This is a genomic window from Pseudoalteromonas sp. 3J6 (assembly GCF_903995135.1).
In the GTDB taxonomy this organism is placed as follows: Bacteria; Pseudomonadota; Gammaproteobacteria; order Enterobacterales; family Alteromonadaceae; genus Pseudoalteromonas.
In genome coordinates this window covers 1,594,802-1,617,373 of sequence record NZ_LR877185.1, presented here as the reverse complement: position 1 = coordinate 1,617,373, position 22,572 = coordinate 1,594,802, and the positions used below count along the sequence as shown (strand labels likewise).

Here is a 22,572-nt window from a genome sequence, read left to right as displayed (position 1 = left end):
ATCTCTTTATTGTTGGTTAATGGGCTGTTTATAACTGCCAATCAACAAAATTTTGTAATAAACGGGTGCCTACTTTTGCACTGCGCTCAGGGTGAAATTGCATGCCAGCGTAGTTGTCTTTAGCAACTATGGCTGAAAAGGTTTGGCCGTATTCGCCGCTTACAAGTGTTGCGTCGTTTACGGTGTGCGCAAAGCTATGAACAAAGTACACTTGCTCGTCTTGTGTTAACCCTTTAGTAAGTGCATGCTCTTTATTAATGCTTAAGTTATTCCAGCCCATATGCGGTGACGTTAAACTCCCTACATCAAGTGCTTTCACTTCGCCAGGTATTTTAGCTAAGCATTGCACGTTACCTTCTTCAGTGCTTTCGCACAGTAACTGCATCCCCAAGCAAATTCCCATTAGCGGGCGCTGATATTCGTTAATTGCTTGCTGCCAACCATTATCAACCAAACGCTTCATAGCAACAGATGCATGACCAACACCGGGTAAAATAGCACGTTCATAGCCTGCTAATTGTTCTGGCGAAGTAATCACCGTAGGGTTTTGCCCTAAACGCTCAAATGCAAACCGCACTGAGTTAATATTGGCACAGCCGGTATTAATTATCGCTATCATAAACATCCCTTAGAGCTGGCTGTTTGTTGGCTGGTATCTTGCGCAATAGCCATGCGCAAAGCACGAGAAAACGCTTTAAATAAGCCTTCCACCTGGTGATGACAGTTACCGTCACTTACCGATAAAATAAGGCTAATTGCTGCATTATCGCTTAAGCTTTTGAAAAAGTGCTCAACCATTTGTACGTCTAAATCACCGGCTTTTTCACGACTAAAGTTGGCATTTAATACAAATGAAGCACGACCTGATAAATCAATTTGTGCCTCAGCTTTACATTCATCCATAGGCAAGGCAAAACCATAACGCGCAATTTGCGATTTGGTGCCAAGCGCCTGTTTAAGGGCAACACCTAAAGCAATACCAATGTCTTCAACAAGGTGGTGCTCGTCTATGTGTAAATCGCCTTTGGCTTTAATGTTTAAACCAATGTTGGCGTGAGTGCGAATTTGATCCAGCATGTGATCAAAAAAACCTAGGCCAGTGTCTATGCTGCCATTTTTTGTTTGATCAAGGTTAACCGCTACATCTATTTGTGTTTCTTTAGTGTTGCGTGTTACGCGACCTTCACGGTTGGCTGTGGTCAGCTTAGTGACAATGGCAGGCCAGCTGCCGTCGTATAAAATACCTTCACAACATAAGTTTTGTGCAAGGCCAATATCGGTTTGGCGATCACCAATCACAAAAGAACGTGCTAAATCAACTTTGCCTGAGCGCATCAGTTCGGTTAGTAAGCCTGTTTTTGGTTTACGGCAATCACAGTTCTGTTCATCAAAATGTGGGCAAATTAGTACTGACTCAAAGCTAATGCCTTGGCTTTGTAAGATGTCCATCATTTTGTCTTGAGCAATATCAAAATCGGCAGTTGGAAAGCTGTCTGTGCCCAAGCCATCTTGATTCGATACCATCACTAAACGATAGCCTGCGGCTTGCAGTTGCAATAAGGCAGGAATGACACCTGGTAAAAACGCTAGTTTTTCAAGGCTGTCGACTTGTTTGTCGGTGATTGGCTCTTCAATAATAGTGCCATCGCGGTCTATAAATAAATAGGGGTTACTCATGATACTTCCTGTTGTGCTGCGGTTTGTGGCAATTGCAGGCCATCTAACCAAATTTTTACTTGTTCTAATTCTTGTTCATTACCAATTGAAATACGTAGCCAGTCGTCTTCATTAAACAAGGTGAAGGCGCGCATTACTAAGCCTTGTTTAAGCGCTTGTTTAAAGTAATCCTTGTTCGCTAATTTTAAAGTAACGAAGTTGCCTTCACCAGTGAGTATTTTTAATACTGCAGGAGAGGCGTTTAACCAGTCAATAAGCTTTAATTTTAAGCTATTTAAAATCGTCACTTGGCGACGCATTGAGGTAATCGAATCAGGGGCAATGGCTTGCGCTGCAATGCTAGCCACCACACCCGATACCGGATACGGTGCAATGACTTTACGAATAGGCCCTAATACACTAGCCTGAGCGAGAGTAAACCCTGTTCTTAAACCCGCAAGTGCAAACGCTTTTGAGAGTGTACGAAGCACAACAATATTACTGAACTCGTTTATAAGTTGTGTTGCACTTTGCTCTGGACAAAACTCTATATAGGCTTCATCAACAATCACTAATGCTTTACCTGCAAGCGCAGTGGCAATGGCTTTTACTTTATCTAGCGGCGTTAAGCTTCCAGTTGGATTATTTGGATTACAAATAAACACTAGTTTTGAGCTACCCACAGCGGCAATTATTTCATCCACGCTGCCATTTAATAAAAGCGCTTGTGTTAGGCCATTGATTGCGACGTTGTGTGTATCGGCCGTTACTTTGTACATACCATATGTTGGTAAAAATAGTGCAATGCTGTCTTTTGACGGTTCACAGTAGGTACGTACTAATAATTCAATGCCTTCATCTGCGCCGCGAGTCATTAATACATTTTCGTTTTCAAGCTCAGCATAGGCAGCGTAGCGGTCAATAACCAATTTAGGCTGAGGGTCGGGGTAACGATTCAAGTCTTCAATTGTTATTTCAAGGTTTTTAGCATACGGGCTTTCATTCGCATTGAGCCACGTTGTACCGGTTAACTTTTCACTTTTAGCTGAGCTATACGCAGCAAGCGCTGCAATATTATCAGGTAATAAGCCACTATCATTGCTCATTTTTTATTGCCTCTAAACGAATTGAAACCGCATTAGCGTGGGCATCTAGGCCTTCTGCATCTGCTAAGGGTAAAATAGCTTTTGAAAGCTCAGTTAAGCCACGTTTACTGATGGTCTGTACTGTGTAAGTACGGAAAAAATCAAGTAAATTCAAGCTAGAATAAGTTGCACTGTAACCATAAGTGGGTAACACGTGATTAGTGCCTGAGGCATAATCGCCCGCTGACTCTGGGGTGTAATCGCCAACAAATACAGAGCCTGCATTCTTTACTTTATCTAAATAAGGAGTGGCATCGCCAAGCTGTAATATTAAGTGCTCTGGCCCATATTGCGCTGATACGTCAAACGCTTGGGCTACTGAATCAACTAGAATAAGTGATGAATTAGCCAATGCCTGTTCGGCAGTGTCTTTTCGGCTTAAGTTGGCAAGTTGACGAGTGAGTGCATCTTGCGTTTGTTCAATAATGGTTTCACTGTTACATAATAAAATAACTTGTGAGTCAGCCCCGTGTTCTGCTTGAGAGAGTAAGTCGGCAGCAATAAACTCTGGGTTTGCACGTTCATCTGCAATCACTAACACTTCTGATGGCCCTGCTGGCATATCAATCGCCATACCTGGAATCGTTTGTGCAACTAATTGCTTTGCCATGGTGACAAAGCTGTTACCTGGACCAAAAATCTTATTCACTTTAGGAACAGACTCTGTGCCATAGGCCATAGCAGCAATCGCGCCTGCACCGCCGCTTTCAATAATTGTGGTGATACCACATAATTTAGCGGCATATAAAATAGCCGGGTTAATTGCTTTATCACCTTGTACTGGGGTGGTTAATACCACGGTTTTTGCACCGCTTAACTGCGCCAATACACCTTGCATAATAACCGATGACGGAAGAGGGGCACTCCCTCCTGGTACATAAATACCGACTGCTTCGATGGCTTGATATTTCAGTTCACAGTCAACACCTGGTTGAGTCGATAACTTGATATCTTTTGGTAGTTGCGCTTGGTGAAAACATTTCACATTGGCATAAGCGGTATCAATTGCATACTTAAGCTCTGGGCTTAGCATTTTCTCAGCGGCATTAATTTCATCAAGTGGTACACGTAAACGCGGCTTGGCTCTATTATCGAACTCTTTTGCTAATGCAAGTAGAGCGGCATCGCCTTGCGCATTAACTTTTGCCAAAATAGTCTGGCAAATGCTTTCTACTTTTTCACTCGCTGATACAGCAGGGCGCATAAGCGCCGCTGCTTGAACTTGTGATGATTCCTCATTCCAACGAAGCATTGTTGTTACTCCATCATTTTTTCAATTGGCATAACTAAAATAGAATTGGCACCAAGGGCCTTAAGTTGTTCCATGGTTTCCCAAAACAGGGTTTCACTGCTCACCATGTGTAGGGCAACATATTCATCATTACCCGCAAGAGCCAGTAATGTAGGTTGTCCAGCGCCAGGTAAAATTTCACAAATTTCATCAAGCTTGTCTTTTGGTGCGTGTAGCATAATGTATTTGCTTTCTTTAGCTTGCTTTACACCACGTAGACGAGGCATTAATTTATTAATCAATGCTAATTTTTCAGGGTCTTGTAGTTCAGTGTTTTGGATTAAACAGGCATTTGACTCTAAAATAGTATCGCCTTGTATTAAGCCATTTGCTTCAAGTGTTGCGCCAGTAGAGACTAAATCACAAATAGCATCGGCAAGTCCTGCTCGTGGTGCTACTTCCACTGAACCTGTTAACATTACTGTACTGGCGTTGATGCCTTCGCGTTTTAGGTATTGGCTTAAAATTTCTGGGTAAGTGGTTGCTATGCGTTTGCCTTCAAACCAGCTCTTGTCTTGTTTACCAAGTTCTTGTGGCCATGCAAGTGCTAATCGACAGTAACCAAAGTCAAGTTTAGCAAGCTTTGTTACTTCACTCGGTACACCTTGGCGCTCTCTTTCTGCTTGTACTTCAACTAATACGTTTTCGCCAACAATACCTAAATCACATACACCATCCATAACTAAGCCTGGAATATCGTCATCGCGCACACGCAAAACGTCGATAGGCATGTTGGTTGAGTGTGCTATAAGGCGCTGCTCACGAAGATTGAGTTTTACACCCAGTTGTTTAAGTAGATCTTGACAATCTTTAGATAGGCGGCCACCTTTTTGGATGGCGATACGAAGACGATTACTATTATTCATTACTCATTTTCCTTTAATTTAAAAACTAAAAACCCCGAGGGAAACCTCAGGGCGAAAATGAATCTTGGTATGTTGATTCGCCAGAGGTTTCCTTTTAGGAACAACCTCTCAGCGAAAGACCTGACAGGTTATTCCGATGAATGATGGTGGTGATGTACAACTGTCAGTGAATTAAGCATTTTTATATCCTGTTTAGCTATTCGTTACTATGTTAACGCTTAGCTGCTGTTTGTTTAATAAATTTCGCATTTATAAAAACATATTCACTAACATCATGGCAAGGAAAATTTTCTTTAATTAAAGAATATCTTATAACTGCCGGTACTAAGAATATAACCCATTTAAATTAGTGTTACATGAATTGTTTGATTTTCATTCATCAATAGACTGAGTTTTTGAAGGGGGTACGCATAGCTATGATGCCCACTTATTTGGATAAAGTAATCGGTTTGTAGTATGAGTCTAAAGGTATGTCTTATATCGCAGATGTGTAAAACGGTGCAGCTACCAAAAATTACAACTTGAATTACAAAAAAGAAAAAACGAAGTGCTTTATAAAGAGCAAACTAAATCACAAAAAAACGGTAATTAAAATGATGATGGAATTGAACTCTTGGGCTTAAATCATTATTTAAACAAAGTTGATTAATCATTTTTACGCCACTTTGCAGGTGTTAACCCTGTGCTTTTTTTAAATAAGCGAGAAAAAAAGCTACTGTTTTCATATCCTACATCGACTGATATTTCGTTCACGGTTTTATCTGTTGCTAATAACTGTTTTTTGGCTCTATCTATGCGCACTTCTTGTACATACTTGTTGATTGATATACCTGTTGCTTGTGAGAATCGCCTTTTTAAATTGCGCTCACTAAAGTTAAATTGTTTTGCTAATTTATTGATAGTGACTACACCGCTTGAGTAATTATGAATCCAATCTTGTACTTCGTTAATTTTTTCGTCTCTGTGATTATTAAATTGAGGCAAAATAAGGTTTAACTTACCAGAGTCAGAAATAAGTAAATGAGTAGCGCACTGCTGAGAAAAACGATCGCCTTTGTCTCGAGCAACAAGGCTTAAAAGTACGCTAATACCCGCTTCAAAAGAGCCCGTTGTATATATATTCCCCTTTCTTAAATACGATTTATGACTGATAAATTGGCAATCAGGAAATAATCCACTTAGCGGCTTGACTAAGCTCCAATGCGTAGCAATCACCGTTTTATCTAATTTACCTGTTGCCGCTAAAAAATAAGAGCCATTACTTAAACAAAGAATAGACGTATTACTACTTATTTTAGGTTTTAACCATTCAATAATTAACTCAGTGCCCCGTGGCATATTTTTTAATTTAGAACCTTCTATCGGCGGTATAATAACTAATTCATACTGCTTATCAGTAAGTGACTTATCGGCAATAACCAGTGAATTACTCGAGCTTGTTATAGGTGCACCGTCGGTCGTTATTATTTCTACGTTATAACTTTGAGGTAATGAGTAATGTGTGTAGAGTTAAGAAACAATAGTAAAAAAATCTTTAGCTAAAAATACGCTAACAGCCCAGCAGCCATCATAGGCAATAATTGCTATATTTTTCATAATTCTTATGGCCCAATCGGACTATTTAAAATGCCTGTGCAGACATAGTATTTTAATTTTTGTATAAGTAACATTAAAAGATACTTTAAAGACTTATATAGTTTTAAAGTTATTGTTTTAAAATGCTTTTTTACTATTAAAAAACATAGTTAAACTATCTGTAATTACAATAAATACATTCATTAAGGGGACAGGTTTGAAGCAGTACTTACAAAATGATGCTTTTTTCAATCACAAGCATAATGAAATTAATAGCTGGCTAAAAAAGGTAAAAGGTAATGACGAACGCACTAAGGCCGTTTCAATATATTACCTTGTAAGAGACGGAATTAAATATGATCCTTTTACACTTTTAGATGGGGTAAAGTCACTAAGTAGTGATTATTGCTTAAATAATAAAGCAGCATATTGTATTCCAAAGGCATCATTACAAATAGCATTAAGCCGAGCTTGTGATATTCCTGCACGGTTAGGTTTAGCTGATGTTCGTAACCATTTGAGCACTCCTAAATTAGATGAGTTACTAAAGAATGAAGTGTTTACAATGCATGCTTACGTGGAGCAGTTTATTGAAGGTGAATGGGTTAAATCGACCCCTGCTTTTAATAAGGAACTATGCGACTTAGTTAAAATAAAACCGCTAGATTTTGATGGGGTTAATCATTCTTTATTTCATCAATTTACTACAGATGGTAAAAAGCACATGGAATATTTAAAAGATCACGGTCAATATGCTGTAATGCCAACAGCATTTATTAATCAAAATTGTGAGCTTTATTACCCGCATTTAAAGCTTAATTTTAGCAATATTGAATAATGTATTAATTGATATGACGGCAAGAAAATTTAATGAATATTTTACAGCTGCCGATAACATTAACAGTATTGCGTTATTTATCAACAGTTTTATATTTATAAAATTACGCCTAACCTGCTGGAGGTACACATGGATATAATGATCCCCTATTTAGGGCAAATTACCCGTTTAGCGCTTGAATCTAAAGGTGCTTTTCATATTGCAGGGGTGCAACAAAGCGCTAGAGCAAAACAAGTTGAACTTGAAGAGCGTAAAAAGAAAGAGATAGAAAAGCAAAAAAAAATATCGACAACAAATGCTGATGAACATAATAAAAATACAGATGGTAACGATAAACACCTCGATACATGGGCATAACAATTGAATATGCCCTCCACTTTTTCGTAATTCTTATTACATGCCTTTCTTTTTTACAAATTACAATCTCGATTTTGTAACTTTAAATTTACAAATTGAATATTTAAAATTCATTAAAACGAAATTAAAAATCATTCTGCATTGATTTTTAATACTTTATTTTTGTTGGCTCATACTTTAATTGTAAATTTTTTGTTTAATTTCCATTTGGTTGTTTTGTGACCTACGCTGATCCTGAATCGGGAACAGGTAGTGCCGGTTAGTATAAATATACTATTAACAAAACAAAATGGAGCGTAACCGTGAATTTATCAAAAATCACAATAGCAACCCTTGCAGCTTTTACACTAGTACAAGCACCAGCAGCGGTAGCTGCGAATAAAAAATACCTTAGTGAGCAGTCAAATAACATCAATAAAGCGCAAAGTAGTGTTGTATCACTTAATGATACTAACCTAGCTGCAAAAATTGGCTTGGAGTCAGGGAATAAATTAGTCGTAGTAAAAGAAATTAAAAGTAAAAACGGAGATATAACCAAACGATATCAACAGTTCTTTAACGATTTACCCGTTATAGGAGATACCGTTAGCCTAACATTCAAAAATGGCCAGCTAAAACACTCTCACGGCGCTGCTGTTTATGAGCTTGCTACAGATATTAATAGCGTTACTCCTAAGTTAAGTAAAAATAAAGCAATTACAAAAGGGTTGCAACAATCAGATATAGCAATAAAAACCGCTGATTTGAAAAAGTATAATGAAAAATCTCAACTAGCAATTTGGCTAGACGAACAAGGTACTGCTCATTTAGTTTATGAGGTGTCTTATGTAACTTATGGTCGAAACCCTGCGAGACCTTATCAAATTATTGATGCAAACAATGGAGATATTCTATTTAGCATCGATAACCTCCAACATGCTGATGCGACTGGCCCAGGTGGAAACTTGAAGACGGGCAAATATGTTTATGGCACTGATTTTGATAGTTTGAATGTAACTCAATCGGGCAGTAATTGCGTGATGGAAAATAGTAACGTTAGAACTATTAATTTAAATGGTGGGACGAGCGGAACAAGTGCTTATTCATTTACCTGTCCTGAGAATACCTTTAAAGAAATTAATGGTGCTTACTCACCTTTAAATGATGCACATTATTTCGGCAACGTAATTTATAACATGTATAACGATTGGATTGGTACGCCACCATTATCTTTTCAATTAAAAATGAGAGTGCATTACAGCAACAATTATGAAAATGCATTTTGGGATGGCAGTGCAATGACTTTTGGAGATGGTCAAAATACATTTTATCCACTTGTAAGCTTAGATGTATCAGCCCATGAAGTAAGCCATGGGTTTACCGAGCAAAATTCAGGTCTGATCTATAACAGCAAATCAGGCGGGCTGAATGAAGCTTTTTCTGATATGGCAGGTGAGGCTGCAGAGTATTACATGAGAGGAAGTAATGATTGGCTTGTAGGTCAAGACATATTCAAAGGTAATGGTGCTTTGCGATACATGAATAATCCAACACAAGATGGGCGCTCGATTGATAAACAAAGCGATTATACTAGTGGTATGGATGTACATTACAGTTCAGGTGTTTACAACAAAGCGTTTTATAACCTAGCAACGACTGCTGGATGGAATACAAAAAAAGCATTTGAAGTGATGGCGCGTGCTAATCAACTGTATTGGACTGCCAGTACTAACTGGGATATAGCCGGTAATGGTGTTATGGACGCAGCCTGTGATCTAAACTACGACACACAGGACGTAAAAGCGGCGTTAAGTGCTGTTGGTGTAAACTCTAGTTTGAGTGCTGGTAGTTCGTGTGATTCAGGTTCCGAAATAGAAGCGCTTTCAAATGACATCCCACGTACGGGGATCAGCGGTGCAGCCAAACAACAAATATTCTTTACGCTTGATGTGCCACAAGATGCAGGTAACTTATCATTTACCACATCAGGTGGAACAGGCGATGCTGATTTGTATGTAAAATTTGGTTCTAAGCCAACGCTAAATAGCTTTGACTGTAATAGCACAACGTCAACAAGTAATGAAAGTTGCGCTATCGGTAATGTTCAAACCGGTACTTATTATGTAATGGTTGAGGCATGGAATCAAATCTCAGGAGTCACATTACTTGGCAGTTATGATGGCGATACTGGGGGTACAACGCCTATAAATCGAACTGAAGAAAATGTAGCTGTAAGCTCTGGAGACTGGACTCGATTTACGCAAAGTTTAGGTTCAGGTTATAGCTCACTTAACGTTTCAATTGCGGGTGGCAGTGGCGATGCGGATTTATATGTAAACTTTGGAGCAGCATCAGATACAAATACTTATGTTTGTCGCCCATATAAAAATGGCAATAACGAAAGTTGTACTATCGATAATCCACAAGCAGGGACTTGGCACATTGATTTACAAGGATACCGCAATGCAAGTGGTGTAACGCTTACTATTCAAGCTAACTAAATCAATTCCTAGGGGAGCGTCCGCTCCCTTTTTTATCTTAGTCATATCACTTTCTATGAATATAGCTTGATTTAAAAGGAATCAATTTATGAAACGTTTATTAAATATTGCGTTAGTTAGCGCTAGCGCCTTAATTGTTAAACCACTGTATGCACAAGACAACGAAAATATATGGGTGACAATAGATCCTATTGCAGCAAAGCATTATCAGCAGACTAAAAAAACAGTAAGTAAATCACATCAATCATTAACTATTCATGCAACTGAGCTAGATACCGTTAATTTTTTAAAGGTTAAGACCTCGGATGTAGCACAGCTGAGTGAGTTTATGCATGATAATTACCATCGGTGTGGCGGTTTTGTAGCGCATGAATCACTAGATGAAGCAAAACAATATACTGAACAGTTGGCAGCTGTGCAAAACCAAAACACCTTAGCTTTTGATTATAATATTGATAATGCGCAAACAACACAGCAACTAATTAATCGTATTAGCCCTAATAATTTAACAAATACTGTTAATTCAATGAGTAGCTTTTACAATCGCTACTATACAACTCAAACTGGGATAGATGCATCTCAATGGTTAAAAGATTATTGGCAACAGTTAGCGGCAAGTCGTAGCGATATCAGCGTTGAATATTTTACTCATAGTTGGGCGCAGTCGTCGATTATAGTCACAATACCTGGGGAAGAAAAAGCTGATGAAATTGTTATCATAGGTGGACATTTAGATTCAATTAACCAATCAAACCCTACAAATGGACGTTCTCCTGGTGCCGATGATAATGCATCAGGTATCGCTGTATTATCAGAAGTACTAAGAGCAATTGTTGATAATGACTACAAGCCGCAAAGAACAATTCAAATAATGGGCTTTGCAGCTGAAGAAGTTGGCTTGAGGGGGTCAAAAGCGATTGCCTCAGCATACAAATCACAAGGAAAAAATGTTGTTGGTATGGTGCAGTTTGATATGACTGGTAATAACGGTAGCAATGAAGATATTGTGATGATGACAGATTACACAACAAATGCTCAAAACCAGTTTCTAGGTCAGCTAATCGATACTTATTTGCCTTCTGTTAGTTACGGTTTTGACCAATGTGGATATGGATGTTCTGATCACGCATCTTGGTATCAACAAGGGTTTACAGCATCTATGCCATTTGAGTCGAAAATGGCTGATATAAATCGATTAATTCACACCATTAATGACACTAATTTTGACGCTGATCATGCTAGTAAGTTTGCAAAATTAGCTGTTAGTTACATATCGGAAATGGCAAAAAATGCAGGCGATGTGATCCCTCCAATTGGCGACGAATTACAAAACGGTGTTACGGTTGCTGGTATAACAGAAAATGCAAAAGCGGAACGTGTATTCACATTAAACGTACCTGATAACGCGACTAACTTAAACTTCATTACATCCGGTGGTTCTGGTGATGCCGATTTATACGTAAAATTTAATTCAGCACCTACCTTAACAAGCTTTGATTGCAAAAGTACAACCTCTTCAAGTAATGAGAGTTGTGAAATAGGTAATGTCCAAGCGGGCGTTTATTATGTCATGGTTCAAGCATGGAATGCGATTACGAATGTTTCTTTAACCGGTAGCTATAACGAAGGTAACACAGCCGAACCTATCAATCGTGTAGAAAATAATATTTCGGTAGCAGCAAACAATTGGAGCCGATACACACAAAATCTTGATGCTGGCTATTCGGCATTTACAGTTAACATTAGCGGCGGCAATGGAGATGCTGATTTATATGTAAATTTTGCAAGCCCATCTACAGAATCTGTTTATCAATGTAGGCCTTTTAAAAATGGTAATTTAGAAACTTGTAATATTGATAACCCACAAGCAGGCACTTGGTTTATAGATTTAAAGGGCTATAGTTCTGCAAGCGGAGTTACCTTATCTATTACGGCACAATAATAATTAATAGGGGGACAATGCCCCCCTTATTATATAACTTAATTACTTGCCCTTGATGTTTCGCTTACGTAGAATCCCGCTATTATTTTTTACAAAGTGATTGGTATTATCAAACAGCTGTTTAGTGCGACCGGGCCTTTGGCTTTATCAATAGATGGATATACACCACGCCAGCCTCAAATCGATATGGCGGTGGCTGTTGATGATGCATTAAAAACCCGAGCTCAACTTGTTGTTGAGGCAGGTACTGGCACAGGTAAAACCTTTGCCTATTTAGCTCCCGCTCTTAAATCTAAAGGTAAAACCATCATCTCAACGGGTTCTAAAGCACTGCAAGAGCAGCTTTATCATCGTGATTTACCGGTATTAGTAAAAGCCTTAGGTGCTGCTAAGAAAACGGCCTTGTTAAAAGGGCGTGCCAATTATTTGTGTACGTATCGACTAACTCAGCATGTGGCACACGTACCAACAGACGACCCTGATGTTATGCATCAGCTTGCTATGGTTGCAAAGTTTGCCAGTGAGACCCACAGCGGTGATCTTGCCGATTGCATTGGTATTGAAGAAGACGCCAAAGTGCTACCTTATGTAAGCTCAACCGCTGATAATTGCTTAGGCAAAGAGTGCCCTGACTTTCAAGAATGCTATATTCGCAAAGCGCGTTTAAAAGCGGCTGATGCCGATGTTGTAGTAATAAATCACCATTTGTTTTTTGCCGATATGGCGGTAAAGGAATCAGGTTTTGCAGAGCTTATGCCTAATGCGGATGCCTACATATTTGATGAAGCTCACCAATTAAGCGAAATTGCCAGCGACTATTTTGGCGAAACAATGAGCACCAAAAAGCTGGTGGATTTAATTAACGATTTGCGCGCTATTTATCGCGCTGAAATCCCCGATATGCTGCAATTAGGTAAAAGTTTAAATAAACTCGAAACCAGTGTCGCTGATTTAAGGTTGCAGTTTGGGGTAGATGGTAGCCGTGGCGATTGGCGCGAAAAGCTCAGTAATAAGCTTATTTGCTCGGCATTACATCGCGTTATTAGTGATTTAGAATTTGTGTATCAGGTTTTAAAGTTATGCTTAGAGCGCAGCGATAAAATAGAACATCCGTTTGAACGAGTTTTGGCTTTTAAAGGCCAGTTAGAACGTGTATTTGATACCGCCCAAACTGGGTTTAGTTACTGGTACGAAACCACTAGGCGCTATTTAACAATAAATATAACGCCATTAAACGTATCGGCAAAATTTGCATTGATGATGAAAGAATCTGGTGCGGGGTTTGTATTTACCTCCGCCACGTTATCGGTCGACAATGAACTGAGCCACTTTAATGCAAGCCTTGGCTTAAAGCCAAAGCAAAGTATGATGGTGGATAGTCCGTTTGATTATGCCAATCAGGCGTTGCTGTGCTTACCCCGTTATTTACCACAATCTCATGAAGATAATATGCCTCATGCTATTGTAAAACTGACTTTAGAGCTCATAAAGTCGGCTAAGGGGCGTTGTTTTGTGTTATTTACTAGTTATCGTATGATGCATTTAGTGGCTGAGGGTTTAACGACGCAAATGGACTACCCAGTTTATATGCAAGGGCAAATGTCTAAACGAATTATACTAGAAAAATTTACTCGCCATGGTAATGCAGTATTGCTGGGCACCGCGTCATTTTGGGAAGGGGTTGATGTACGAGGCAGCACCTTAAGCTGTGTTATTATAGACAAGCTGCCATTTGCTGCCCCTGATGACCCTTTACTGCAAGCCAAAATGCAGGATTGCCAAATGCAAGGTAAAGACCCGTTTGCACATATTCAATTACCCCAAGCGGTGATTGCATTAAAGCAGGGGGTAGGTCGCTTAATAAGAGACAACAAAGATAAAGGCGTGTTAGTGATTTGCGATAATCGCTTAGTTACACGCCAATATGGACAAGTATTTTTAAAGAGTTTACCGCCAATGCGCCGTACACGAAGCTTAGAAGATGCCAATACATTTTTAAAACATATTAATTGAGTACAAAAATGATCAAAAGTAATATTCTCGCCCTAGATGCTTCTACAGAAGCATTATCAATTGTTTTGCATTATCAGGGTAAAACGTTTCATCATTTTGAAGAGTGCCCGCAGCAGCATAGCCAAAAAATTCTGCCACTTATTGATGAGCTACTAGGAAAAGCCGGTTGTAAACTAAAAGATTTAGACGTAATAGGATTTGGCCAAGGCCCAGGTAGTTTTACTGGCGTGCGCATAAGCGTAGCCATTGCACAAGGTCTTGCGTATTCAACTAATTTACCATTAGTCGGGGTATCTACTTTAGCAGTCATGGCACAGCAGGCATTAGAACAGTTTGGTGCTAACGATGTTTATTCTAGTATTGATGCGCGTATGGGAGAAATATATTTTGCTCAGTACCAAGCAAAAGATGGATTGATGACACTTAAAGGCGAAGAGCGAGTATTCAAACCTGAATTGTTAGATGCAACCTTGATAGATATAAACATTGATGCTGCAGGCGTAGGGACGGGGTTTAAAAGTTATCCTGATTCATTAACGGCATTTAATAATGTAACCATACAGTCAGAAATAAGCTTACCGGATGCACACTATATGTTGGCACTAGTAGAGGCGCAGTACCTTGCAGGTAAGGGTGTACAAGCCAGTGATGCGCAACCAAAGTATGTGCGTGACACGGTAACATGGAAAAAATTACCGGGCCGAGAATAAGATAAACCCGGTTGTTTGCAAATTAAGCGATTTTAAATCATAATTTAGTTATGTTGTTGGTTGGAGAAGCGCTGTGTCGCTACCTATAAGTTCTGGTTTTTTCACAGGTGATATACCTGGTAATGTGCGTTCTACTTCGGTAGTTCCGGTGCAGCCTGAACGAGTACTAGAGCAAGCCAAACTACAAAAAACTAATACCGATTATGTCAAAAGCAGCCCTGAAGGGCTTGAACTTGCAAAAGAGTTTACAAAAGCGAACAGCAAAGACAACCAATACAGCCAAACTATTTACGATCAACCCACAGCCCAAGTAAGCAAAGCGATTTCGACTTATACTGAGTTTGCTAATTTAGAGCGAAGAGCTGAAGTTCAAAATTTAATTGGTGTTGATATATACGCTTAGCTAATACCAATCCTCAAAATAGATCACTTAAATAAGAGAATTGGTATAAAATGAAAATAAGCAAATAAAAAGCCCGAATGAATCATTCGGGCTTTTTTAATTTCATTACTGAGATTATTGTTCTATGTAACCAATCAATTTTTTAGCTATATCGGTATTATTTTGAGAGCCAACAAAGTCATCGCTATTTTTGCCATAAGCAAATACTTGTACATCAGACGCTGTGTGGCCGCCCGTTGTCCAACCTGTAAAGCTTAAGTCATTAATGATGCTTTTAACGGCTAAGTTTAGGGTTTTCTCACCCATAGCTTTGGCTTGTTTAAGCTTAATTTCGTTTTCAGCTGTAAACTCAATGCTCGTATTTTCCTGCCATACCTTTTTAAGGTTATCTGACTCCATTAACAAATTGGTCAATGTACCCGCAGTGGCTTTAACACCTTTGATGACATCTGTTTCCCATTTATATTGGCCATGTGCACCAATAGTTAAACCACCTGTTGAGTGGTCTGCCGTGATCACCAAAATAGTGTCTGGGTTCTTATCTACATAGGCTTTAGCCGTTTCGATTGATTTAGCAAAATCATCCATTTCAGCCATTGCACAGGCAATATCATTTGCGTGGCCACACCAATCAATTTGGCTGCCTTCAATCATCACAAAAAAGCCTTTATCATTTTGCCCATCAAGCAAATTAAACGCTTTAGAAGTTAACTGCTTTAATCTTGTTGGGTTTTCATCAAGAGCAAATGGTAAGCCTTTAGGTGCATATAAACCTATAGCAGGCACTTGAGTGATTTGACCAAGGTTTTGAATCTCATCGCCGTATTGATATCCAGCTTGTTTAAACTCTTCAACTAAGTTTCTGTCATCACGAATAAAGTACTCAGTGCCACCGCCTAACATTAAATCAACCGGTAATTTACCTGCAATTTTATTGTCAATGTAGTCATTGGCAATATCATCGTAGTTTCTTCTTGATTCATTATGTGCGGCAAAACTTGCTGGTGTTGCATGGTTTATTTGTGAGGTAGCTACTAACGCTGTTGTCATTCCTTGCTCTTTTGCAATTTCTAGCATGGTTTTAACAGGCTTTTTAGCTGTATCGACGGCAATAGCGCCATTATAACTTTTATGGCCGCTGCTAAGTGCAGTTGCACCTGCTGCGCTGTCTGTAACATAGGTATGGTCATCTGGATACGTGTGCGCCATGCCTTTTAATATGGTATCAAAAACGGTGGTTTCTATTTCTTTTGTTGTTGGGTCATCTTTGTAGTATCGATAAGCGGTTGTGAAAGCAGGACCCATGCCATCACCAATCATATAAATAACATTTTTAGGCGCTGTTTGAGCAAATGCTCCTGTTGTTGTACATAAAAGCGCTAATAAGCCGAACTGTTTTTTCATTGTTTGTACCCTTTAAGTGTACTTATTTTAATAGCGACTATTATTGTATACTGATGACGAGATAAATAAATGAATATGTTTATGAAATCTCCAATTTAAGTATGTGTTCTATAAGATCGGTTCTATTATTTGTGTATTATCTCTTGTATGTTATTGCCATATCCAAACAAAAAGTAGAGGTTTGCATTGCAACCATTTTCTGTAAAAGCTAACGACTTAGATATACATGGCCTTCAATTTGGTAACGGTGAAGAGGTTGTTATTGCACTTCATGGTTGGTTAGATAACAGTGCTAGCTTTGCACCTATGCTAACTGACGTACCGTCAAATCAAACATGGTATTGTATTGATTTTGCAGGGCATGGACTATCATCTTGGCGAAGTCCTCAAGCACATTATTACTTTATTGATTATGTGGATGATGTTTATGCCTTAATCAAAGCACTTGAGTTAAAAAAAGTTCACTTAGTAGGGCATTCAATGGGCGCTATGGTCGCGGGTTTATTCGCTAGTTGCTTTAACGAGTATGTTAAATCTGTTTCTTTTATTGAAGGAATAGGCTGCGTTACCACACAAGCAAATGAAGTCGCTTCGCAGCTAAAAAATGCCATACTTAACCGGGCACGGTTAACCACTAAAAAATCTCGAGTATACACTTCAAAGCAGCAGATTTTTCAAGCACGAGCAAAAACAACGGATTTAAATGATGAACTAATTGCGTTGTTGATGGACAGAAATATACAACAGATACATAGTGGGTTTGAGTTAACGACAGATCCTAAGCTTAAAAATCACTCAGGTTTTCGATTTGATGAAGCGCAATGTATTGGTGCAATAAAAGAATTAATTGCACCATGTCAATTAATTTTAGGTGATCAAGGTTATCCATTTGTAAAACAAAACTTAGATAAGTATAGTAATTATTACAATAACTTGAGAGTATTAGAAGTGCCTGGTGGACATCATTGCCATATGCAAAGTAGTGGGCTATGTTTTGAACACATTCACGCATTTATGCTGCAAAGTAGTGCATGTTAATTGTATATTACCGATAAATGTGGGATTATCTCTAGATTAGAGTATTTGCTCAATTGTGAAAGTGCCTTACTTAGATTAAGGTTAATAAAAATATAATTATAACAGGGGCTAAGAGTGGAAAAAATCTGGCTTAAGCGCTACCCAGAAGGTATGCCTGAAACAATCGATCCTGAGCACTACAACTCGTTACTCGAAGTGTTTGAAAAAAGTTTTAATGAATACAAAGATTTACCTGCATTTACTAATATGGGTAAAACATTGTCTTACAACGAAATAGATGCTGCAACAAAACGCGTTGCCGCCTATATTCAAAACGATTTAGGATTAAAAAAAGGCGATAAAGTCGCTGTGATGATGCCTAACTTGTTGCAAACCCCTATTGCTATTTTAGGTATTTTGCGTGCAGGATGTGTTGTAGTTAATGTTAACCCGCTTTACACCGTACGAGAGTTAGAGCATCAGTTAAAAGATTCTGAAACATCAGCCATTTTTATACTTGCTAACTTTGCTGTCACTCTTGAAAAAGCGCTGCCCAACACCGACGTGAAACATATTGTGGTTACCCAAGTCGGTGACATGATGGGTGGTCTTAAAAAGCATTTAGTTAATTTTGTCGTTAAGCATTTCAAAAAAATGGTGCCAAGCTACACATTACCTAACACGGTTAACTTTTGTGATTTGTTAAAAGCAGATCCAACTGGTTACAAACGTCCAGATGTAAACCTTAGTGACTTAGCATTCTTACAGTATACAGGTGGAACTACCGGTGTATCAAAAGGCGCTATGTTAAGTCATGGCAATATGGTAGGTAATCTTGAGCAAGTATCTGGTTGTTTAGACAAAGTGCTTGACCGTGGTAGTGAAGTAGTTATTACTGCGCTTCCGCTTTATCATATATTTGCATTAACAGCGAACTGTTTAGCATTTATGAAATACGGTGGCTTAAATGTTTTAATTACTAATCCACGTGATATGCCAGGATTTGTAAAAGAGCTTAGTCAGCATAAATTTACAGCTATTACAGGTGTAAACACTCTGTTTAATGGCTTATTAAATACTCCAGGTTTCTCTGAACTTGATTTTAGTCACCTTAAAATGTCACTGGGTGGCGGTATGGCCGTTCAACGTCCAGTTGCCGAAAAATGGCAGAAGGTCACTAACAGCAAATTAATGGAAGGCTATGGTCTGACAGAGTGTTCGCCATTAGTTACAATTAGCCCATATGATTTAGAGTCTTATAATGGCTCTATTGGCTTACCAGCGCCAAGTACCGATATCAAGCTAATGCTTGATAGCGGTGAAGAAGCGGCTAAAGGTGAACCGGGCGAGTTATGGGTTAAAGGCCCACAAGTAATGCTTGGTTATTATAACCGTCCTGACGCAACCTCTGAATGTTTAAAAGATGGCTGGTTTGCTACCGGTGATATTGCGACATACGATGATGAAGGCTTCTTCTATATTGTTGACCGTAAAAAAGACATGATCATTGTGTCAGGCTTTAATGTATTCCCAAATGAGATTGAAGAAGTGGTTGCGATGCACGAAGGTGTATTAGAAGTTGCCGCAATTGGTATTCCTCATGACATTAGTGGTGAACAAGTTAAAGTTTTTGTTGTGAAAAAAGACCCTTCTTTAACTGAAAAAGATATAATAAAACATTGTCGTGATAATTTAACTAATTATAAGGTTCCTAAACTCGTTGAGTTTAAGGATGAGTTACCCAAAACTAACGTGGGTAAAATTCTCAGAAGAGCCTTAAAAGATTAGCAACTATAAAAAAGCCGACATTAGTCGGCTTTTTTATTGTAGGAGACTCAGTGCACTACCAATTGATCCAAACCCAAAATGAGCTAAATACGTTTGTAGAACAAATAAAAAACAAACCCATTCTTGCTATTGATACCGAGTTTATGCGCCGCCGTACTTTGTATCCCGAAGTTGCACTAATTCAAGTTTATGATGGCGAGCATTTAGCACTCATCGACCCGCTTGCAGAGCTTTCCTTGTTTGATTTTTGGCAGATACTTAAAGATCCAAACGTGTTAAAAGTACTTCATTCTCCTTCAGAAGATATTGAAGTTTTTCAAAAATACGCAGGTTTCGTTCCTTATCCATTGTTTGATACTCAGTTTGCACTTCAGCTATTAGGGGAGGGTAACTGCATGGGGTTTGCCTTAATGGTAAAAACCTTGTTGAATATTGAAATTGATAAAAGTGAATCGCGTACTAATTGGTTACAACGTCCTCTCACTCAAAAACAACTTGAATACGCTGCGGCCGATACGTTTCACTTACTACCTTGTTTTGAGTTAATTATAGACAGCATTAAAGCGGCCGATTTATTTGATATTGTTATTAATGAAAGTGAATTGGTGGCAAACAAGCGTGCTTTTCAAACACCAGATGAACTGCTTTATAAAGAGATTAAAAATGCATGGCAGCTCAAGCCGCATGAATTAGCGGTACTAAGAGAATTAGCCGTGTGGAGAAGAAATAAAGCAATTCGTAAAAATCTTGCGCTTAATTTTGTTCTTAAAGAGCACAACATGACTGAAATCGCTAAGCGAGGCCCATCGAGCTTAAATGCGCTTAGACAAATTCCGGGTGTTGAGCCTATTGAAGTGAATCGTTCAGGGGTTGAAATTTTAAAGTGTATTGAGCAAGCTAAAGCTATCCCACCTGAACAGCACCCAAAAGTACTAAAGCGTTTAATTGATTTTCCTACATACAAAAAAGTAGCGAAAGAGATCAAACAAAACATTAGTAAGGTTGCAAAAGAGCACAACATACCAGAAGATGTAATGGCATCTAAAAAGCAAGTGAATCAACTTATAAGTTGGAACTGGAAGCTAACAGATGAACAAAAATCACAGCAGATAAAACCAGATTTACTCAATTCTTGGCGCTATGAATATCTTAAAGGTGCACTCAAAGAGTGGGATAATTAAATAAAGTTTACAAGACGAGTTAAAAACAGATGATAAAGGGCGCTTAGCGCCCTTTATCATTATTTCTTTTCTTCGTCAGGTAGTGTGACATTGAGTTCGAGTACGGCTAAATCATCTTCATTTTGATCAAACTGAACTTGAACTGCATCGGCGCCTACATTCACGTACTTGCGAATGACATCTAATATATCTTGCTTTAACTGCGGCAAGTAATCAGGTGTACCACGCTGAGAACGTTCGTGCGCGACTATGATCTGCAATCGCTCTTTTGCTAATGACGCACTGTTTTTCTTTTCTGAGCGGAAGTAGTCAAGTAAAGACACATTAACCTCCAAATATCCGTTTGAATAAACCCTTTTTCTCTACATCTAAAAATCTAAATTCAACCGTCTCGCCTAATAAACGACTGATCGCATCAGCATAGGCTTGACCTGCGTCTGATTCGCCATCAAGAATAACGGGTTGTCCTGAGTTAGATGCACTAAGTACTGCTTGAGATTCAGGAATGACACCTAGTAAGTCGATAGCTAGAATGTCCTGGATATCTTCAACAGATAGCATTTCACCTTTTGATACACGATCTGGATTATAGCGTGTTATTAGCAAATGCTCTTTAATGTTTTCTAAACCTTCTTCAGCACGTTTAGATTTACTGTGTAAAATTCCTAGTATACGATCTGAGTCTCTTACTGACGAAACTTCTGGGTTGGTAGTTACAATCGCTTCATCAGCGAAGTACATGGCCATCATAGCACCGGCTTCTATACCTGCCGGAGAATCACACACTATGTAGTCAAAGTCTTCTTTTAACTCATTGAGAACACGTTCAACGCCATCACGTGTGAGTGCATCTTTATCGCGTGTTTGCGATGCAGGAAGTAAGAATAACTTCTCTACACGCTTATCTTTTATAAGTGCTTGGTTAAGGTTGGCTTCACCATTGATTACATTGACAAAGTCATACACTACGCGACGTTCACAACCCATAATAAGGTCTAAATTCCGCAGGCCGATATCAAAATCAATGATAACAGTCTTATAGCCTTTCAATGCCAAGCCTGTACCAATTGCTGCGCTTGATGTTGTTTTACCAACACCCCCTTTACCCGAGGTAACGACAATTATTTTTGCCATGAGATTTATCCTTTAACCAAAGCTGAAATTTCTAAAGATTCATTTTTTTGTTGTATTTGAACTGCGTTACCCCAGTGTTCACCTTGCAGTGAGTCACTGATCCAGTAATTACCATTGATTGAAACGAGTTCTGCTTCTAATTTATTACAAAAAATGTATGCGTTTTCTAGCCCTTTCGCACCGGCGATTGCACGGCCGCGTAGGGTTCCATATATGTGTACATTGCCATCTGCAATTACTTCTGCACCATGGCTTACTGCGCCTAATACCACTAAGTCACGGTCTTTGGCGTAAACCTGTTGCCCTGAGCGAACTGCACCATTAATAATTTGTGCTGGTAAATACACGGTTTTTTCAACCACTGACGTATTAGGCTCTACTCTTAGAGGTTCACTCTTAACGTCTTGTGAATAGTTTAAAACAGATAAGCCAGCAGCTTTCGCTTGTTTGTGCTGCTCATCAGAACCATTACATACACCCACCGCATTAAAGCTCATACGTTCAATAAGTGATTTTAAGTGAACAAAATCAATAGGATTATTTTTTACTTCAATTAAATTCACGACAATGGGGGCACCCTCAAAGAATTTTGGGGCTTGGGCTATTTTTATATACAGTTGTTCTGCTAAAAGGGGGATATCAGTACTATAAAGATGTAAAACTGATAACGTAAAAAGGTTGCCTTTTAGCTCAAAAATTTGGTCCGACATAGATGCTCAACTGGATTGTCTTGTTAGTGTGAAATTTTTATATAAACCTAGGCTGAACAAGG

General features: G+C 38.8%; 20 protein-coding genes and 1 pseudogene. 10 read left to right on the top strand and 11 right to left on the bottom strand.

Annotated elements, in window-relative coordinates; all coding sequences use genetic code 11:
- Positions 1-28: 28 nt before the first annotated feature.
- From hisH to P3J6_RS18900, 7 genes and pseudogenes are all read right to left on the bottom strand, one after another.
- Positions 29-619: an imidazole glycerol phosphate synthase subunit HisH gene (hisH, locus tag P3J6_RS07460; protein WP_198522609.1), complete on the bottom strand. Its 591-nt coding sequence runs from the start codon at positions 617-619 to the stop codon at positions 29-31.
- Positions 616-1,677 carry a bifunctional histidinol-phosphatase/imidazoleglycerol-phosphate dehydratase HisB gene (hisB, locus tag P3J6_RS07455; RefSeq protein WP_198522608.1) on the bottom strand — a complete coding sequence of 354 codons (1,062 nt, stop codon included), beginning with the start codon at positions 1,675-1,677 and terminating at the stop codon, positions 616-618. The genes hisH and hisB overlap by 4 nt, the downstream gene beginning before the upstream one ends.
- A complete protein-coding gene (hisC, locus tag P3J6_RS07450) occupies positions 1,674-2,762 on the bottom strand; it encodes a histidinol-phosphate transaminase (protein ID WP_198522607.1) in 1,089 nt (362 codons plus the stop codon). Before hisC ends, hisB begins: the two co-directional genes overlap by 4 nt.
- The gene (gene hisD / locus P3J6_RS07445; RefSeq protein ID WP_076920230.1) at positions 2,752-4,053 is read right to left on the bottom strand and encodes a histidinol dehydrogenase; all 1,302 of its coding nucleotides are present in this window, start codon (positions 4,051-4,053) and stop codon (positions 2,752-2,754) included. The genes hisC and hisD overlap by 11 nt, the downstream gene beginning before the upstream one ends.
- Positions 4,054-4,058: 5 nt before the next feature.
- Complete coding sequence (gene hisG / locus P3J6_RS07440; protein WP_198522606.1) at positions 4,059-4,958, bottom strand: ATP phosphoribosyltransferase; 900 nt, start codon at positions 4,956-4,958, stop codon at positions 4,059-4,061.
- A 645-nt stretch (positions 4,959-5,603) separates the two neighbouring features.
- Positions 5,604-5,942: a helix-turn-helix domain-containing protein gene (locus tag P3J6_RS18905; protein WP_269812674.1), complete on the bottom strand. Its 339-nt coding sequence runs from the start codon at positions 5,940-5,942 to the stop codon at positions 5,604-5,606.
- 93 nt (positions 5,943-6,035) lie between these two features.
- Positions 6,036-6,428, bottom strand: a pseudogene (locus P3J6_RS18900) (DJ-1/PfpI family protein); the annotation flags it as partial.
- A gap of 322 nt (positions 6,429-6,750) precedes the next feature.
- Here P3J6_RS18900 and P3J6_RS07430 point away from each other — a divergent pair.
- The 7 genes from P3J6_RS07430 to P3J6_RS07400 all read left to right on the top strand — a co-directional run bounded on the left by P3J6_RS07430 (position 6,751) and on the right by P3J6_RS07400 (position 15,276).
- The gene (locus P3J6_RS07430; RefSeq protein ID WP_198522605.1) at positions 6,751-7,371 is read left to right on the top strand and encodes a transglutaminase-like domain-containing protein; all 621 of its coding nucleotides are present in this window, start codon (positions 6,751-6,753) and stop codon (positions 7,369-7,371) included.
- Between the two features lie 129 nt (positions 7,372-7,500).
- Positions 7,501-7,728, top strand: coding sequence for a hypothetical protein (locus P3J6_RS07425; protein ID WP_178957126.1), 228 nt, complete (start codon positions 7,501-7,503; stop codon positions 7,726-7,728).
- A gap of 302 nt (positions 7,729-8,030) precedes the next feature.
- The gene (locus P3J6_RS07420; protein WP_198522604.1) at positions 8,031-10,208 is read left to right on the top strand and encodes a M4 family metallopeptidase; all 2,178 of its coding nucleotides are present in this window, start codon (positions 8,031-8,033) and stop codon (positions 10,206-10,208) included.
- Between the two features lie 88 nt (positions 10,209-10,296).
- Positions 10,297-12,150, top strand: a complete 1,854-nt coding sequence (locus P3J6_RS07415; protein ID WP_198522603.1) for a M28 family metallopeptidase — start codon at positions 10,297-10,299, stop codon at positions 12,148-12,150.
- 96 nt (positions 12,151-12,246) lie between these two features.
- On the top strand, positions 12,247-14,163 hold the full coding sequence (locus P3J6_RS07410; RefSeq protein WP_138606522.1) for an ATP-dependent DNA helicase: 1,917 nt from the start codon (positions 12,247-12,249) through the stop codon (positions 14,161-14,163).
- An 8-nt stretch (positions 14,164-14,171) separates the two neighbouring features.
- Positions 14,172-14,873, top strand: a complete 702-nt coding sequence (gene tsaB, locus P3J6_RS07405) for a tRNA (adenosine(37)-N6)-threonylcarbamoyltransferase complex dimerization subunit type 1 TsaB (protein ID WP_138606520.1) — start codon at positions 14,172-14,174, stop codon at positions 14,871-14,873.
- 73 nt (positions 14,874-14,946) lie between these two features.
- Complete coding sequence (locus P3J6_RS07400; RefSeq protein WP_198522602.1) at positions 14,947-15,276, top strand: hypothetical protein; 330 nt, start codon at positions 14,947-14,949, stop codon at positions 15,274-15,276.
- Between the two features lie 114 nt (positions 15,277-15,390).
- Here the strand turns inward: P3J6_RS07400 and P3J6_RS07395 are convergent, their stop codons facing one another.
- Complete coding sequence (locus tag P3J6_RS07395; protein WP_198522601.1) at positions 15,391-16,680, bottom strand: alkaline phosphatase; 1,290 nt, start codon at positions 16,678-16,680, stop codon at positions 15,391-15,393.
- Between the two features lie 186 nt (positions 16,681-16,866).
- On the opposite strand from P3J6_RS07395, the gene P3J6_RS07390 reads away from it, so the two are divergent.
- The 3 genes from P3J6_RS07390 (at position 16,867) to rnd (ending at position 20,666) form a co-directional block, all read left to right on the top strand.
- The gene (locus P3J6_RS07390) at positions 16,867-17,718 is read left to right on the top strand and encodes an alpha/beta fold hydrolase (protein ID WP_198522600.1); all 852 of its coding nucleotides are present in this window, start codon (positions 16,867-16,869) and stop codon (positions 17,716-17,718) included.
- A 114-nt stretch (positions 17,719-17,832) separates the two neighbouring features.
- On the top strand, positions 17,833-19,485 hold the full coding sequence (gene fadD, locus P3J6_RS07385; protein WP_198522599.1) for a long-chain-fatty-acid--CoA ligase FadD: 1,653 nt from the start codon (positions 17,833-17,835) through the stop codon (positions 19,483-19,485).
- 50 nt (positions 19,486-19,535) lie between these two features.
- On the top strand, positions 19,536-20,666 hold the full coding sequence (rnd, locus tag P3J6_RS07380; RefSeq protein ID WP_198522598.1) for a ribonuclease D: 1,131 nt from the start codon (positions 19,536-19,538) through the stop codon (positions 20,664-20,666).
- Between the two features lie 59 nt (positions 20,667-20,725).
- On the opposite strand, the gene minE is transcribed toward rnd, so the two are convergent.
- The 3 genes from minE to minC are packed head-to-tail and all read right to left on the bottom strand — an operon-like array spanning position 20,726 to position 22,510.
- Complete coding sequence (gene minE / locus P3J6_RS07375) at positions 20,726-20,989, bottom strand: cell division topological specificity factor MinE (RefSeq protein ID WP_008111532.1); 264 nt, start codon at positions 20,987-20,989, stop codon at positions 20,726-20,728.
- Position 20,990: 1 nt separating this feature from the next.
- Positions 20,991-21,800 (bottom strand): septum site-determining protein MinD, encoded by an 810-nt coding sequence (gene minD / locus P3J6_RS07370; protein WP_138606508.1) that lies wholly within the window; start codon positions 21,798-21,800, stop codon positions 20,991-20,993.
- Positions 21,801-21,805: 5 nt separating this feature from the next.
- On the bottom strand, positions 21,806-22,510 hold the full coding sequence (gene minC, locus P3J6_RS07365; RefSeq protein ID WP_198522597.1) for a septum site-determining protein MinC: 705 nt from the start codon (positions 22,508-22,510) through the stop codon (positions 21,806-21,808).
- Positions 22,511-22,572: the final 62 nt, after the last annotated feature.

Bases quoted from the DNA above. Each gene is read 5' to 3' on its own strand.
- hisH (WP_198522609.1), bottom strand. From the start codon at position 619: ATGATAGCGATAATTAATACCGGCTGTGCCAATATTAACTCAGTGCGG.
- hisB (WP_198522608.1), bottom strand. From the start codon at position 1,677: ATGAGTAACCCCTATTTATTTATAGACCGCGATGGCACTATTATTGAA.
- hisC (WP_198522607.1), bottom strand. From the start codon at position 2,762: ATGAGCAATGATAGTGGCTTATTACCTGATAATATTGCAGCGCTTGCT.
- hisD (WP_076920230.1), bottom strand. From the start codon at position 4,053: ATGCTTCGTTGGAATGAGGAATCATCACAAGTTCAAGCAGCGGCGCTT.
- hisG (WP_198522606.1), bottom strand. From the start codon at position 4,958: ATGAATAATAGTAATCGTCTTCGTATCGCCATCCAAAAAGGTGGCCGC.
- P3J6_RS07425 (WP_178957126.1), top strand. From the start codon at position 7,501: ATGGATATAATGATCCCCTATTTAGGGCAAATTACCCGTTTAGCGCTT.
- P3J6_RS07415 (WP_198522603.1), top strand. From the start codon at position 10,297: ATGAAACGTTTATTAAATATTGCGTTAGTTAGCGCTAGCGCCTTAATT.
- tsaB (WP_138606520.1), top strand. From the start codon at position 14,172: ATGATCAAAAGTAATATTCTCGCCCTAGATGCTTCTACAGAAGCATTA.
- P3J6_RS07395 (WP_198522601.1), bottom strand. From the start codon at position 16,680: ATGAAAAAACAGTTCGGCTTATTAGCGCTTTTATGTACAACAACAGGA.
- minD (WP_138606508.1), bottom strand. From the start codon at position 21,800: ATGGCAAAAATAATTGTCGTTACCTCGGGTAAAGGGGGTGTTGGTAAA.
- minC (WP_198522597.1), bottom strand. From the start codon at position 22,510: ATGTCGGACCAAATTTTTGAGCTAAAAGGCAACCTTTTTACGTTATCA.